Origin of the sequence: Meiothermus sp., assembly GCF_025056915.1 — a bacterium.
Taxonomy (GTDB): Bacteria; Deinococcota; Deinococci; order Deinococcales; family Thermaceae; genus Meiothermus.
Genome location: NZ_JANWVH010000009.1, coordinates 1 through 14,957 on the forward strand (window position 1 = coordinate 1; position 14,957 = coordinate 14,957).

Consider the following 14,957-nt stretch of genomic DNA (forward strand, 5'->3'; position numbering starts at 1 on the left):
CGCCTGATTGGGGCCGAGCCCGAGGAGGTGGTGGTGGCCGACTCGACCTCGGTCAACCTCTTCAAGGTGCTGCTCTCTGCCCTCCGGCTGCGACCGGAGCGCAGGGTGGTGGTCTCGGACGTGGACAACTTCCCTACCGACCTCTACATTGCCCAGGGGGTCTCGGCCCTGCTGGGCGGCCTGGAGCTGCGCTTTGTGAAGAAGGACGAACTCGAGGCCGCGCTCGACCTCCAGACCGCAGTGCTGATGCTGACCGAGGTGGACTACCGCACCGGCTACCGCTACGACATGGCCCGGCTTACCCAGCAGGCCCATGCAATGGGGGCTCTGGTCATCTGGGACCTGGCCCACAGCGCGGGGGCCTTTCCGGTGCACCTGAACCGACACGGGGTGGATTTTGCGGTGGGCTGTGGCTACAAATACCTGAATGGCGGCCCCGGCGCCCCCGCCTTCTTGTTTGTGGCCCGGCGGCATCAGCCCCACACCTTCCCCTTTCTCTCGGGCTGGATGGGCCACCAGGCCCCCTTCGCCTTCGTGCCTGCGTACGAGCCCGCCGAAGATATCCGGCGGCTCACCGTGGGCACCCCGGCGGTGCTCTCGATGAGCGCACTGGAGGCGGCCCTCGAGGTCTTCGACGGGGTAGACCTGGAAGCGGTCAGGGCAAAGTCGCTGAAGCTCACCGACCTGTTCATCGAGCTCATGACCCCGCTGGCCACCCGCTATGGCTTTGAGCTGGTCACGCCCAGGGCGCACGCCCAGCGCGGCAGCCAGGTCTCGTATCGCCACCCCGAGGGGTACGCCGTCATGCAGGCCCTGATCAGCCAGGGGGTCATCGGCGACTTCCGCGCCCCCGATATCGTGCGCTTTGGCTTCACGCCCCTCTACCTGCGCTTTGCCGATGTGTGGGAGGCAGTTAAGCGGCTCGAGCGCGTGATGCAGCAGGAACTCTGGAAAGAGGCCCGCTTCCAGCAGCGGGCCAAGGTGACCTGATGAACCGCCCCCAGGATGAAACCTACCTCCAGGCCCACACCGACTTCCAGCAGAACCTGTCGTATGGCGACTACCTGATGCTGGATCAGGTGCTCTCGGCCCAGCGCCCCCTCACCCAGGCCCACGACGAGGTGCTCTTCATCGTGATTCATCAGGTGCAGGAGCTCTGGATGAAGCTGATGATTCACGAGCTGACCAGCGCCATGAACCTGCTGAAGCAGGGTCATGTAGACCCGGCCCTGAAGATGCTAACCCGGGTCTGCCGTGCCCAGGAACAGATGGCGGCCAGTTGGGAGGTGCTCAAAACCATGACCCCCTCCGATTACTTGCAGTTCCGTGCCTCTTTCGGGCGGGCTTCGGGGTTTCAGTCGCACCAGTACCGGCTGATCGAGTTCCTGTTTGGGAACAAGCAGCCCTTCATGATGCGCCCGCACCAGCACCGCCCCGAACACCATCGGCTTCTGGAAGAGGCCTTGCAAGCGCCGAGCCTTTACGACATCGCCCTGCACCTGGTTGCGGCCAGAGGGCTGGATATTCCCGAGCGGGTGCTGAAGCGGGATTATTCGCAGCCCCACCAGCCCGATGCGCAGGTACGGGCGGCCTGGCTCGAGGTCTACCGCCACCCCGAGCAGCACTGGGAGCTTTACTACCTGGCCGAGAAGCTGGTGGATGTAGAGGACAACTTCCGCCGCTGGCGCTTCAACCACCTGACCACCGTGGAGCGCATCATCGGCCATAAGCAGGGCAGCGGGGGAACCGCCGGCGTGCCTTACCTTCGGCGAGCCCTGGAGATTGTGCTGTTTCCGGAGCTGTGGCAGGTTCGCACCGACCTCTGATTCCAACTCCAGGCAAACAAGCCACTTTCAAAGATGCAGCAGGTGAGGGTGGGTGGTGAGTGGGCCTCCAGCGCCCACCCCCTACCCCAGCCCCTTGCTCGCTGCCAGACCACTCCCCCACCTTGCAAGCCGGTATGGCAGCCATGGTATGAGGCCACGCTAAAACGCTCTGGACATTATCGCACTCTTCACAGACGTGGCCGCCCACGAAAACGAAAATACGTCTGGGCCGAGACGCATGTTTTCGAGTTTCCAGGCGGCCACTGTTCTATTCAGAACCAGGCTTTCTCGAACTCGAATGGCTCACAACATGTGAAGAACGCTCTAGCTCACCGACCCTGGTATTACCTGGCCCCCCTATAGACCAGCAAAAACCAGAGCAAAAGATGAACCCCCAGCGCCACAATGGCCATCACCACGCCCCAGGCGCTTCCCAAACGCCACAACCACAAAGCGCCCACCAAGGCCAGCAGCACCAATAGACCCCAGCCCTGGCTGTAGGTGGGGCTTCCCGGAAACAGAAGCTGAACCGCGCGCCGCCAGGCCAGGTTGCCCGCCACTCCCTGAGGCCTTGGCAGGAAGAAGCACAGGATGTGATACAGGGTGAACAGGAGGATCACAAAGGCAATCGTCCAGGCCCACAGGGCACTGGGCCAGATGGGCAGGTCGCGCCAGGCTGCCACAAAGTCGGTCACAAGACCCTGTAGCCCTCCCAGGCCGATTGTAGCAGCGATAATCCGTGGGGTTGGGACTGCCTCACGCACCACCCCGGCCTCGCGGTAGACCGAGCTCCAGAAGTCGCCGCCGATGCCCAGGGTCTCCTGCACAACTGCCGAGGCGGGCGCCCGCCGGTAGGCCTGCGCCAGGGCCTCGGGCGTCCCGCGCCCCAGCAAGACATACGTCCAGGAGGGGGCCGCTGCGTAAAGCCGCTGGGCCTCCGCTGGGTTCTCTTTGCTCAGGGCATACGCCAGCAGACCCTGCAAGGGCGCAGAATTGGCAAGGCTGCGCAAGGTTTCCTGGGCTGCGCTCGAGCGCAGGGTACCACGGGTCAGGCTGTCCTGGGCGAGAAGCGCTTCGGAGCGGGCCATCAGGCCCCAGCCAAGCAGGGCCATTGCGGCCAGCAAAAATAAAAAGAGCAGCAAGGTGCGCTCGCCAACCGAGGTGTAGGCCAGTACGCTATGCCGCAGGCGCAGCAGGGGATGCCTCAGCCAGCCAAGCAGCCAGCCCCCGCTGGGGCGCAGGCCGCGCAGCTGGGCCGGCAGGTACATCAGGGTCAGGTAGAGCAACATCAGGGCGTACAGCCCCAGCAAAGCCCAGGTGGCGGTGGCCATGGTGCTGGAGGTCAGGGGGTTTTGCCAGCTCTTCACCTGGCGCAGGGCCTCGCGGTAGCGGGCGCCCAGGTCGGGGCGGCCCTGGGCCTCGAGCCAGCCCACCTGCTCCCACAGCATGGCCTCTGCACCCGGTAGCTGGGGTAGATATTTGAGGAAAAAGTCCGACCAGGCCAGGCTCTGCTCCAGGCCCTGGGCGCGGGCCGCTTTGACCTGCATCAGCCAGGGCTGGAGCCACTGCATCACACCCTGGCCCCAGGCCAGCTCGGGGCGGTGGGAGCGCTGGAGCAGGTCCCGCCCCACCGCCGCGAGGTCGGCAGGGCCGATGCTGCCAACCGGTCGGCTGAAGTAGTACCAGTAGGGGCGGTTGGTGTCCGGGCTCTGGTCTTGCGCTGGGCTGCCTGTTGCGCTCAGGGTCTCGAAGTATTCCCGGATTACCGCCAGGCTTTCCCACCGGCCCTCGTAGGGTTTTCCCGCAAAAGCGCTCAGGGCCAGCCGCCGTCCGTCCTCGAGCAGCACCGTTAGTTCGGCATCGGCCTCCAGGGCCTGCACCTCACCCGGCGGGTAGTGCTGGGCCACCACCCTGGGGTTGAGCAGGTCTATTTCGAGCACCAGCGGCCCCCGGGCAATAAAAGCACGCTGACCCAGACGCTTGGGGCCAATCCATTGCCCTTTGAGCGGCAGCTTCCAGTCGCCCAGCACCAATCCCTCGGGCCCCAGGGTGGGCAGGGCCAGCTCAGGCCGAGCCGGTGCAGAAGGTTGGGCTGGGCCCACCGAGGGAGGCCCAGAGGGGACGGCCTGCACGCGTGTCTGCGCCTCCACCGTGCGTTCCCCTACCCGGATGCTAATCCGGTACAACCCTTCCGCAGGGGGTGTCCAGGTTGTGGCGACGCTGCCGTTGAAGGTCTCGAGGTCCACCTCGGTCGTTGTGGCATCCGAGGCAATCTTGAGGGTGTAGCGGCCTGGGGGGAAGTCTGCCCCGCGAATTTCCATTGGCTGCCCAACCTGAGCCTCGGGCGGCGCGGTCAGGCTCTGGGCCAGCGTCACGCCAAACAGGAGAACGCCCACCATCCATCGCATAGGGCCATTTTATTCCACTGCCAGGCGAGGTCTCGGCAGGGCGCCCTCCTGCAACTTCCCCCATCCAGCAGGCCAGCCAAGGCCAAATGTTGCAGCAGAAGCCGCCCAGGCGAGCCTTGTACTATACTGAGGCAAAGGTCTACGGTTTGTAGACCCTTGGAGGTTTTGTTGAATGTCAGAGAAAAAGCCGGTGTACCTGACCGCTGAGGGCAAAGCGAGGCTCGAGCAGGAGCTTGCCTACCTGAAGACCGAAAAAGTCCAGCAAATCGCCGACGAAATGGGCCGGGCCATCGCCGAGGGCGACCTGCGCGAAAATGCTGGCTACGATGAAGCCCGACGGGCCATGTGGCAGAACAACAGCCGAATTGCCGAGCTCGAGGACATTCTGAGCCGGGTGCAGATTGTCGAGTCCGGCAACGGGGTTCCCACTGAAGTGCAAATCGGGGTGACGGTCGAGCTCGAGACCTCCACCGGCCAGCGCATGAGCGTCACCATGGTCGGCAGCCACGAGGCCGACGTATTCAGCGGAAAGATTTCCAACGAGTCGCCCCTGGGTCAGGCCCTGATGGGCAAAAAAGTGGGGGACGAGGTGCAGGTCAAAAGCCCCAAGGGCAGCCAGACCTACGTTGTGGTGGATCTGGTGTACGCCTAGCACGCTGCCATGGGCCGATTCACCCGTGTACAGGCCACTCGCAAGTTTTAGCCCCTTTTTCGCGCTCTTCACAGACGTAGCCGCCCACGAAAACGAGAAGGGACAAGTGTCTGCGTTGCGTCTGGGCCAAGACGCATGTTTTCCAGTTTCCAGGCGGCTACGGTTCTGTTCAGAACCAGGCTTTCTCGAACTCGAATGGCTCATCAGTGAAGAGCACTCTGATGGCACACCGGAGCCAACCAGGCGGTTCGGTGGCCGGCTTATTCCAACCTGGCTCGAGCCTCTGCAAATAGGGCGTTGAGGCAGGAAGCAGGGCTTGGCAGCCGGTGGAGGCACCCACCCCACACAAAGTTGCCTTTGAACCTCAGGCTGGTCTTGCTCCGAATCGGGTCTAAAGGCTGCAAGTGGACTTCCCGCCACCCCGGCTCGAGCCCGCCTGGTGCCGGGCAGCCTTCATGCGATAAAATCACCTGGTTTTGACCCAAAGGAACGCCGAACCATGATCATCCCCCCTCTCCCCACCCCTTTCGATCAGAGCGGACACCTCGATGCGGAAGCCTTTCGCGACCTCGCCCAGGCCATCGAACCCCATGTGGATGGGCTGCTGTTTTACGGTTCCAACGGCGAAGGCGTTCATCTAACCCGCGAGGAGCGGGCCGCGGGGCTGGCTGTCCAGACCCCCCAGAAGCCTGCCATGGTGGGCTTGATGGAAGAAACCCTGGCCCAGGCGGCCATTGCTCTGGGTGAGGCCGAACACTTGAAGGCCAGGGTGCTGGTCACGCCCCCCCGCTACTACGAGGCCAACCTGGGCAACGATGGCTTGTTGCGCTATTTCGGGGGCATCGCCGACATGGGCAAGGCCGAGGTCTGGCTCTACCATGTGCCGGCCAACACCAAAGCCCCGCTGCCCCTGCCGGTGGTGGCCGAGCTTTCCAAGCACCCCAACATTGGGGGCCTCAAGGACTCGAGCGGGGAGCTGGCCCGCATGGCCTTCTACGCCTCGCAAAAACTGGCCCTCGAGCTCTACACCGGCCATGCCCCCACCTTCCTGGGGGCCCTGGGTCTGGGCGCCAAGGGGGGCATCCTGGCCGTTTCCAACCTGGCCCCCAAACCCTACAAAGAGATGCTAACGCTCTGGCAGGCCGGCAAGGTCGCCGAGGCCCAGGCCCTGCAAGCGGAGGTCGAGCCCTTTGGCCGGGTGCTGGCCCAGGGCGGCTTTGTGCTGCTCAAGCAGGCCCTGCGCCATCTGGGTCTGCCCGGGGGCTACCCCCGCCCCCCTTACCCCAGCGAAAGCCCGGTCTGGCCGGCCTTCAAGCCCCTCCTGGAAGAGTTCAGGGCCCGGGGCTGGACGGTGGGATAAGGTTGAAATAACCGCACCTGCGCACAGGCATCCGGTAAGCTCGGTTTGGAGGAAACCATGAAGGGCATCTCACTGTGGGTATGGTTGGGTCTGGCTCTCGCACTGGGCGCTTGCGTGCCGCAGGCCGTGCGGCCCCAGGCCCCGCAGGTCGAGCTGTTGCAGTTCAACCTGGTTTCCATTGACCCCTTCAGCGGGCGGGGCGAGTTTGACGTGCGCCTGCGCCTGACCAACCCCAACGGCTTCACCCTGCCCCTGCTGGACAGCACCCTGACGGCAGAGCTGGGGGGCTCGCAGTTTCGCCTGACCCTACCCGCCCTGGAAATCCCCTCAGGCGCCAGCCGCGACACCAGCACCCGCCTGGTGGTGCCCATCGTGGAGGGCACCCGCGCCCTGGCCAGCCTGGTGGGCGGACAGAGCACCCGTTTTCGTCTGTTGGGTGAGTTGCGGGTTCAACTGGGCCCGGCGGTGGTGCCGATTGGGCCTGTAACCCTGGTCGACCGCGATGTGCGCATTCAGTTTTCTTTCCAGCTTCCAATCATTCGGCTGGCCGAGATTCGCCTGGAGGGGCTGGCCATCCGGCTGGTCTTGGAGGTGGAGAACCCCAACCCCATCGGTTTTACCCTGGAAGGCCCCCTGCGTATTTTGGTCGGCGGACGCAGCGTGGCCGAGAGTGCGCTCAACCTGGGCTTGGGCCCCAACGGACGCAACCGGGGCGAGTTGCGTCTTTCGCTCTCGGGGCTGCCGGGCGTGGGCGGCGTGAGTGTGGATTTGGGCCTCAGCGCCCGCATTCCGGGTATTCTGGAGCGCTCGGTCGCCCAGGTGCTTCAGGGACTTCTGCGCTGAGCAGGGCTTGCCGCAGTTCCCTGAGGGTGGACACCTGTTTGAGCACGGGATGGAGTGCTGGGATTGCCGGGAAATAGCGGTAGAGTACCTTGCGAAGCTGGCGAAGGCCATTGAACTCGCCGTACCACTGCACATTGAGCTCTGCGTGTCGCAGCGCAGTCTGGATGCGCTCCTGGAGGGTCGGGGCAGGTGTGCCTGAGGCAATCTGCCGAAAAATCCAGGGGTTGCCTACCGCGCCCCGGCCAATCATGACCCCGGCCACGCCAGTCTCGAGGCGCTGGAAAAATCCCTCACACGTAGTCACATCGCCCGAACCCAGCACCGGCACCCGCACAGCCTGGGCCACCCGGCCAATGGCCTCCCAGTTGGCCAGCCCCGCATAGCGCTGGCGGCTGGTGCGCCCGTGCACGGTGATAAGGGCCACCCCGGCGGCCTCCAGGCCCTGGGCCACCTCCAGGCTCCCGTCTTCGTCCCAGCCCAGGCGAATCTTGGCGCTGACCTCGAGGCCCGTCCCCTGCCGCATGGCCCGCACCAGCTCAAAGGCCCGCTCAGGGGTTTGCAGCAAACAGGCCCCGCCCCGCCCGGCCAGCTTGGGCGCGGGGCAGCCCATGTTCAGGTCCAGCGCCACCGGCGAAAAGAGCGCCTCGGCTTTGGCGGCGGCATCGCGCAAAACCTCGGGGTCGTCGCCAAAAAGCTGCACCACCAGGTTGGGCTCCCCCGGATAAGGCGCCCCCAGCTCGGTGGATTTGCGCTCGCCGGCCAATAACCCCCGGGCCAGCACCATCTCGCTGACCGTCCAGGCCGCCCCGTGTTCCAGGGCCAGCCGCCGAAAGGGCGCGTCGGTATAGCCGGCCATGGGGGCCAGCACGGCCCTGGGGCTCCGGAGCATCTCCCGGTAAAAGGGGGTCTTGGGCGTTGCCGTCGCAACCACAACCTGCACAGTATAAGGGCTTGCCCTACACCAACGCACCCACGGCTTGCTCGGCCACCGCCACCAGCTCCCCCGTGCGAATCAGCTCGCACAGCCTGAGCAGCTCGGGCTTCAGGTAGCGGTCGCGGTCCAGGTGGGGAATCTCCTGCCGGATGCGCCGCCAGACTGCCTCCACCCCCCTGCCGGGCCGCAGAGGGGCGTGGAAGTCGAGGGCCTGGGCCGCAGAGGCCAGCTCGATGGCCAGCACCCAGAGGGTGTTCTCGAAGATGCTGCGGGCCTTGCGGCAGGCGATGGTGCCCATCGAGACGTGGTCTTCCTGGTTGGCGCTGGTGGGAATCGAGTCCACCGAGGCCGGGTGGGCCAGTACCTTGTTCTCGCTGACCAGCGCGGCGGCGGTGTACTGGCTGATCATCAGCCCCGAGTTCAGGCCGCTGCCCTCGGCCAGAAAGGCCGGCAGGCCCGAGAGCGCCGGGTTCAGCATCTGCTCGATGCGCCGCTCGGCGATGTTGGCCAGCTCGGCCAGGGCGATGCCGGCGTAGTCGGCGGCCAGGGCCAGGGGCTGGCCGTGGAAGTTGCCCGCCGAGAGGGTGCGCCCCTCTTCGGGCAACACCAGGGGGTTGTCGGTCACGCTCTGCATCTCCCGGAGCACCACCTCCCGCACGTGCGAAAGGGCATCGCGGCTGGCCCCGTGCACCTGGGGGGCGGCCCGCAGGCTGTAGGCGTCCTGCACCTTGTCGCAGTCGATGTGCGAGCGCATAATCTCGGAGTCTTGCAGCAGCTTGCGCACGTTGGCGCTGCTGGCGCTCAACCCCGGGTGGGGGCGGAGCCTCGCCACCGCCTCGTCGAAGGGCCGGTGGCTTCCCTTGAGGGCCTCCACGCTCATGGACAGCGCAATATCGGCGGTTTTGAGCAGCACCTCGGCGTCCAGGAGCAGGAGGGCCAGCAGGGAGGTCATGGCTTGGGTGCCATTAATAAGGGCCAGGCCCTCTTTGGCCTCGAGCTCCAGCGGCGCCACCCCATATTCCCGCAGCACCTCCCCCGCAGGCCGCACCCGCCCTTTATGGAGCACCTCCCCCTCGCCAATCAGCGGCAGGCACATATGGGCCAGGGGGGCCAGGTCGCCCGAGGCCCCCACCGAGCCCTGGGAGGGCACCACCGGCAGGATGTCCTGGTTGAGGAACCATAAGAGCCGCTCCACCACCTCCACCCGCACCCCGGAGTAGCCCAGGGCCAGACTCTGGGCCCTGAGCAGGAGCATCCCCCGCACCACCTCGACGGGGAAAGGCTCCCCCACCCCGATGGCATGGGACAGGAGCAGGTTGCGCTGCAAGAGTTTCAGGTCGCCACGCGCAATGCGCACCGAGGCCAGCTTGCCGAAGCCGGTGTTGAGGCCATAGACCGGCTCTCCCTGTCGCACCAGGGTATCCACAAAGGCACGGCACCCTTCAACCCGTTTTCGCGCCGCGTCGGAAAGCCCAACGGGCTCTTTTTGACGAACGACCCGGCGGAAGTCCGGCAGATTCAGTTGAAAGTCGAGTTCCAGCATGTTTCACCTTTTTGCATGGTACGCCAACGAAACCTCGAGAATGGGCCACGCTGGGCTTTGCTTGTAGAAGCGCAGTGGCCTGTGTTGGGTTGTCCGGGTCCTCGGAGCTTCGATGGGCAGAGGCTCGTACTTCTGGCCAGGGAGCGAAAACCAAAGACGAAACGCCCGCGCTCGTCTAGCTGCCATTGAGTTGATACCCTCCTGGCTTGAGCACTTTACAAACTTCGGAAGCGGCGGTAGGTGGCGGTGGCCCACCGACAACGACCCACCCTCAGCTCGAGAATCGTTCGAGGTCGGTTGTACACCGAAGGTTGGCCATACTCTTCTGGCACAGCAGGCAAGGGGCTCCAGGGCCATCCTGTCCACACTATTTGGTACACTCGAGGCTCCTGTGGAGCATCCTCGCATAAAAGATACCCTTGTGGAAGTTCCGGGCGGCCAGGTTTTTGTGCGGCAGTGGAACATGGGCCGTCAAAACCTGGCCCCCATCGTTTTACTGCACGACTCGCTGGGCTCGGTGGAACTCTGGCGGGGGTTTCCGGAGGCCCTGGCCCAGGCAACCGGACGAACCGTCTGGGCCTACGACCGCCTGGGTTTTGGACAGTCCTCACCGCGCCATGAACAGCCTTCCACGGCTTTCATCCTCGAGGAAGCCCGGCTCTACTTTCCGGCCATTGCCGAGCAGCTAAAGCTTGACGAGTATATCCTCTTCGGGCACAGCGTGGGAGGTGCGATGGCCATATGCATTGCGGCCCATCGGCCCAATCGCTGCCGCGCGGTCATTACCGAGGCCGCCCAGGCGTTCGTGGAGGAACGTACCCTGGAGGGCATTCGGACTGCCCAAACCAACTTTGAAGACCCTGCCCAGTTCGCCCGGCTCACCCGCTGGCACGGCGGAAAAGCCCGCTGGGTGCTGGAGGCCTGGACGGGGGTCTGGCTCTCGCCTGCGTTTCGGGGCTGGACGCTGGAAGTCTGCCTGCCCAGGGTGCGTTGCCCCGTGCTGGCCCTTCATGGCGACCGCGACGAGTATGGCTCTGTGGCTTTTCCATCGCGAATCGTAAAAGGGGTGCAGGGCCCTGCGCGCATGGAGGTGCTGCAAAATTGTGGCCACGTCCCCCACCGGGAGCAGGAGCCCCTGGTGCTGAAGCTGGTCGAAGATTTCCTGCAAAACATTCCGTAGGGTTGGTGCGCTCTTCGGGTTGGTGCGCTCTTCACACAGGGGCGCAGGTTGAAGGGGGCGCAACCAGGATTTATGCAATTTTCGCCAAGCCCTCGGGGTGTGCTACTATAAAAAGCCGTGACAGCCATTTCCGGAGGCCGCTGGGTTGCTGAGATTTATGGCTGCAACCTGGAAGTGCTGGAAAACGCCAAACTGGTGGAGGTTGCGCTCAGGGATGCCGTTATCAAACTGGGGGCTCCCTCTGGAAGCGTGCAAGCTACGGTGTACAAGTTCTACCCCCAGGGTCTCTCAGCGGCGATTCTCTCGCCGGTGGCAGCTGTTATGATACACACCTGGCCCGAGGATGACGCCTCGGCAGCCCTCGACCTTTACTTTTACAAACCCGAAGCCGACCCCGAATCGGTTTTGCGCGGGCTGGCTCGAGCTTTTGGCGCCCGAGAAGAGTCGGCCTTCCGCTTCTGGCGAGGGGGAGAACACCCCATCAAGCGCAGAACCCAGGCCCCGGACAACTCCAAGCGAGAACCGGCATGAGCCCCAAGGTGTAGAGGGTTTAGCCCAGTTTACCAACTGGTTTTCTTGGCCAGCTTCAGAACCCAACCTTATCTTCCCTGGAGGAACGATGGAATACGGAATGTACTACCTCGAGCAAGTCACCCCCTACGAGGCCATCTACCGCCGCATGGACAAGGTGCTGGCCGCCGGGCGCACCCGATTCCAGGATTACTTCATCTTCGAGACCGGCGCCTTTGGCAAGGTATTGGTGCTGGACAAAGATGTGCAGTCCACCGAGCGCGACGAGTACATCTACCACGAAACCCTGGTGCACCCGGCCCTGCTGGCCCACCCCAACCCCCGCTCGGTTTTCATCGTAGGCGGTGGGGAGGGCGCCACCCTGCGCGAAGTTTTGCGGCACCCCAGCGTCGAAAAAGCGGTTATGTGTGATATTGATGACGAGCTGGTGCAGATGGCCCGCACCCTTCTACCCGAGTGGCACCAGGGCGCTTTTGACGATCCCCGGGCCGAAATCATCACCGAAGACGCCAGGGCCTGGCTGGAGAACCACCCCGACACCTACGACGTGATTATTGTGGATCTGAACGACCCAATAGGCGAGGACAACCCAGCCCGAATGCTCTTCACGGTTGAGTTTTACGAGCTGATTAAGCGCCGTCTCAACCCTGGCGGCCTGATGGCGATGCAGGCGGGCATGATCCTGCTTACCCACCACAAGATGCACCCCGTGGTGCACAACACGGTCAAGCAAGTCTTCAAGCACACCCGCAGCTACCACAACTACATTCCGGGCTTCATGCTGAATTTTGGCTTCATCGTGGCCTCGGACGCGGTGGACATAACCGGACTGAGCGAGGGTATCCTGGAAGCCCGTATTCTGGAGCGAAAGCTTCCGCTCAGGCACCTCGAGGCCCCCTTCATCGAGGCCATGTTCGTTCTACCCAAAGACCTTAAAGAAGCCATCGCCGCCGAAAAAATGGTCTCCCGCGATGCCCAGCCCTTCTGGCTGACCGAGGAGGGCGAGGCCCGTCAGTCAAGCAGTTGACCAGCGAAAACATGGCGAGGTGCGGTGGCATTGTTGCCGAAAAAATACGCTATCATTGGCCCCCGTGCCTTCCGCAGTGAGCTTCTCCGCTTGCTCAGGGCAGCTTCTGCACTTTTTCATCCACAAGCACTAGAATCTAAAGCATGCAAAGGACCCTTTTTGTTGCCGTTGCGCTCCTGGCAATCGTCGTAGCCGCGGTTTTGTTCCTGGTGCTCAGACCTCAACCTTCTGCAGGGGCCACCGATGCAACCCAAGGGGCCCGCTTTGTCATCGGCAACCCCGATGCCAAGGTGACTGTGGTGGACTTTTCCAACTACCTTTGCGGGCACTGCCGTGACCATTCCAACGATGTATTTCCCCTCATCAAGCGGAACTACATAGACACCGGCAAAGTTCGCTATATTTTCCGCGATTTTCCTTTTGGAGGGCAGGAAAACGTAATTCGGGCGGGCGAGGCCGCAGCCTGCGCCGCCGACAACAACCTGTACGTTGAATACCACGAAGCCCTTTTTCGGGCTCAAACACAGTGGGCCAGCTTCAGCGGAGAAGCCCTGGACAACTACTTCGCCGACCTCGCAGGCCAGATTGGAATGGCCCCCGCAACCTTCCTGGAATGCCTTAAGTCGGGCAAAAAAAGGGCCGGGGTGCTGGCCGACCAGAAGCTGGCCAGCGACCTGGGGCTGACCGGCACCCCCAGCTTCTTTGTCAACGGTGAAAAGTACACCGGCCAGCGTTCTTACGATAGCTGGCGCGAAATTCTCGACAAGGCCCTGGCCGGTCAAGCCCCCGGCAACAACCCAGGAGGCGCCAGCAGCCCCGCCAAGCCGTAGCGCCCGGCTTGGGTGGGGCTAGATGCAGTTGGTCTCTTGTCGTTCGATGGAAAGCCAACCCCACCAGAGCTGTTCTAACAAATCCCCTCAAAGTGACCCCTAAAGCCAGAATAGGGCTATGTAAGGTGTCATTCCGAGTGCAGCGAGGAATCCGTACGCGCTACCGTCCCCCGCATTCACCACCCCTGTAAGTATCAGATTCCTCGTCGCACTGCGTGCTCCTCGGAATGACAGCACAAATCCCCTCAAAGCGAGGCCTAAAGCGCTCTTGACATTTTATGAGCCACTCGAGTTCGAGAAAGCCTGGTTCTGAACAGAACAGTGGCGGCCTGGAAACTCGAACACATGCGTCTTTGCCCAGACGCAACGCAGACAAGCCTGCCTCACAGGGTGAGGCACGTCTCTTTGTCCTTTCTCGTTTTCTTGGGCGGTCACGTCTGTGAAGAGCGCGATAGGTGTTACCTCGTCGTAGATTTGGCATACCACCCACCACCCACTCCCACCTTTTTTACTCGGATACCCGAGTCTGGATAACCTTCAGTGTGGCCCCAATAGCCGGTTCGACAGCGCAAGCAAGCCCATATCGCTCCCCCAGGGCCCCACCAGCTGCACGCCGATGGGCTTTTCACCTGGCTGTTCAACCGGCACCGAGACCACCGGCGCGCCCAGCAGGCTGGCGTAGCAGGTCAGGCTGAGGGTGCGCCAGCGGAAGGCCAGGGCTTTCTCGGGGTCTTGCAGCTCGCTCACCAACGGGGCTGAACTGGGGGTCGCGGGCAACACTACGAGCGTTCCGGGCGAAAGCCAGGCACCCATCTCGGCTTTCAGGCGCACCTGCTCGCCAAGGGCCCGCCCGATTTCGCCGGGGGTGAGCCTCGAGGCCATCTCCAGAAGCCGCCGCACATCCTCGCCCAGGCGGGGCTGCCGCGCCACGAGCCACTCCTGGTGAAAACCCCAGGCCTGCGCCCCCTGCAAGACCCGCTGGGTCTCCCGCGCCTCGGTCAGCAAGCCCAGCTTTTTCTCGTGGATGGCCAGCCCCAGGGCTTCCAGCCTTCGTGCGATGCGTTCTACGGCGTTCTGGGCTTCCGGGGTGGCCAGCTCGAGGGCATCGCGCAGAATCACCGCCCGGTCAAACCCCACCACCGGCAGGGCCTCGGCCAGCAAAACCCTGGCAAAGCGCTCCATCACCCCTGGGTTGGCCGCCAGCAGCCCCACCGTGTCGAAGCTGGGGGCCAGCGGAACCACGCCCTGGGTGGGAATGGCCCCGTGGGTAGGGCGATAGGCGTATATCCCGCACAGCGAGGCGGGAATCCGCACCGAACCGGCGGTATCGCTGCCCAGCGCCACCGGCACCAGACCCGCCGCCACGGCGACCGCCGAACCCGAGGAGGAGCCGCCGGGAATTCCCCCCGGCACCTTGGGGTTTCCGGGCGTGCCGAAGTGGGGGTTGATGCCGGTCATGCCATAGGCCAGTTCGTGGGTGTGGGTTTTGGCCACCAGCCTCGCACCCGCTTGCTTGAGCACAGCCACGGCCCAGGCATCCTGAGTTGGAAGGCCCCAGCGTTCGGCAAAATCGGGGTTGCCCGCTGCGGTGGGCAGTCCGGCCACATCGAACAAATCCTTGGCGGCAAAGGTCTGTCCGGCCAGCGAGCCACACCCCGGCTTGAGCGGGCTGGACTCCACCCAGGCCACCACCGCTCCGTAGTTGTCGTGCATCGGGCTCACCTCGTCATCCTACCAACGAGCGCACCCATTTTGTTTCGCCTGCCCATTGCGACCCGAATGCTTTTTTTCCCGGTTCCCTGCTTTCCGGAAAAAGGCCGGGG

13 protein-coding genes are annotated in these 14,957 nt (G+C 63.8%); 9 read left to right on the forward strand and 4 right to left on the reverse strand.

Annotation, left to right across the window (positions count from 1 at the left end; genetic code table 11):
* Positions 1-990: kynureninase (gene kynU, locus NZN28_RS02750; RefSeq protein WP_295395243.1), on the forward strand; the 990-nt coding region annotated here is incomplete at its 5' end.
* Positions 990-1,826, forward strand: a complete 837-nt coding sequence (kynA, locus tag NZN28_RS02755) for a tryptophan 2,3-dioxygenase (RefSeq protein ID WP_295395244.1) — start codon at positions 990-992, stop codon at positions 1,824-1,826. The genes kynU and kynA, both read left to right, overlap by 1 nt.
* 344 nt (positions 1,827-2,170) lie before the next feature.
* On the opposite strand, the gene NZN28_RS02760 is transcribed toward kynA, so the two are convergent.
* Positions 2,171-4,234 carry a hypothetical protein gene (locus tag NZN28_RS02760; protein WP_295395245.1) on the reverse strand — a complete coding sequence of 688 codons (2,064 nt, stop codon included), beginning with the start codon at positions 4,232-4,234 and terminating at the stop codon, positions 2,171-2,173.
* A gap of 172 nt (positions 4,235-4,406) precedes the next feature.
* Between NZN28_RS02760 and greA the strand changes: the two genes are divergently transcribed.
* The 3 genes from greA (at position 4,407) to NZN28_RS02775 (ending at position 7,089) form a co-directional block, all read left to right on the forward strand.
* Complete coding sequence (gene greA, locus NZN28_RS02765; protein ID WP_295395246.1) at positions 4,407-4,886, forward strand: transcription elongation factor GreA; 480 nt, start codon at positions 4,407-4,409, stop codon at positions 4,884-4,886.
* Between the two features lie 499 nt (positions 4,887-5,385).
* On the forward strand, positions 5,386-6,246 hold the full coding sequence (locus tag NZN28_RS02770) for a dihydrodipicolinate synthase family protein (protein WP_295395247.1): 861 nt from the start codon (positions 5,386-5,388) through the stop codon (positions 6,244-6,246).
* 57 nt (positions 6,247-6,303) lie between these two features.
* Positions 6,304-7,089, forward strand: a complete 786-nt coding sequence (locus NZN28_RS02775) for a hypothetical protein (protein ID WP_295395248.1) — start codon at positions 6,304-6,306, stop codon at positions 7,087-7,089.
* Here NZN28_RS02775 and NZN28_RS02780 read toward each other — a convergent pair.
* On the reverse strand, positions 7,022-8,020 hold the full coding sequence (locus NZN28_RS02780; RefSeq protein WP_295395249.1) for a tRNA-dihydrouridine synthase: 999 nt from the start codon (positions 8,018-8,020) through the stop codon (positions 7,022-7,024). The genes NZN28_RS02775 and NZN28_RS02780 overlap by 68 nt on opposite strands.
* A gap of 25 nt (positions 8,021-8,045) precedes the next feature.
* Positions 8,046-9,566: a histidine ammonia-lyase gene (gene hutH / locus NZN28_RS02785; RefSeq protein ID WP_295395250.1), complete on the reverse strand. Its 1,521-nt coding sequence runs from the start codon at positions 9,564-9,566 to the stop codon at positions 8,046-8,048.
* A gap of 421 nt (positions 9,567-9,987) precedes the next feature.
* Here hutH and NZN28_RS02790 point away from each other — a divergent pair, with 421 nt between their 5' ends.
* From NZN28_RS02790 to NZN28_RS02805, 4 genes are all read left to right on the forward strand, one after another.
* A complete protein-coding gene (locus NZN28_RS02790; protein ID WP_295395251.1) occupies positions 9,988-10,746 on the forward strand; it encodes an alpha/beta hydrolase in 759 nt (252 codons plus the stop codon).
* A gap of 117 nt (positions 10,747-10,863) precedes the next feature.
* A complete protein-coding gene (locus NZN28_RS02795; protein ID WP_295395252.1) occupies positions 10,864-11,277 on the forward strand; it encodes an S-adenosylmethionine decarboxylase family protein in 414 nt (137 codons plus the stop codon).
* An 88-nt stretch (positions 11,278-11,365) separates the two neighbouring features.
* Entirely contained in the window at positions 11,366-12,304 is a 939-nt protein-coding gene (speE, locus tag NZN28_RS02800) for a polyamine aminopropyltransferase (RefSeq protein WP_295395253.1), read from the forward strand.
* Between the two features lie 143 nt (positions 12,305-12,447).
* Positions 12,448-13,134 carry a DsbA family protein gene (locus NZN28_RS02805; RefSeq protein WP_295395254.1) on the forward strand — a complete coding sequence of 229 codons (687 nt, stop codon included), beginning with the start codon at positions 12,448-12,450 and terminating at the stop codon, positions 13,132-13,134.
* A gap of 537 nt (positions 13,135-13,671) precedes the next feature.
* Here the strand turns inward: NZN28_RS02805 and NZN28_RS02810 are convergent.
* Positions 13,672-14,847 (reverse strand): amidase family protein, encoded by a 1,176-nt coding sequence (locus NZN28_RS02810; protein WP_295395287.1) that lies wholly within the window; start codon positions 14,845-14,847, stop codon positions 13,672-13,674.
* Between the last annotated feature and the right edge of the window lie 110 nt (positions 14,848-14,957).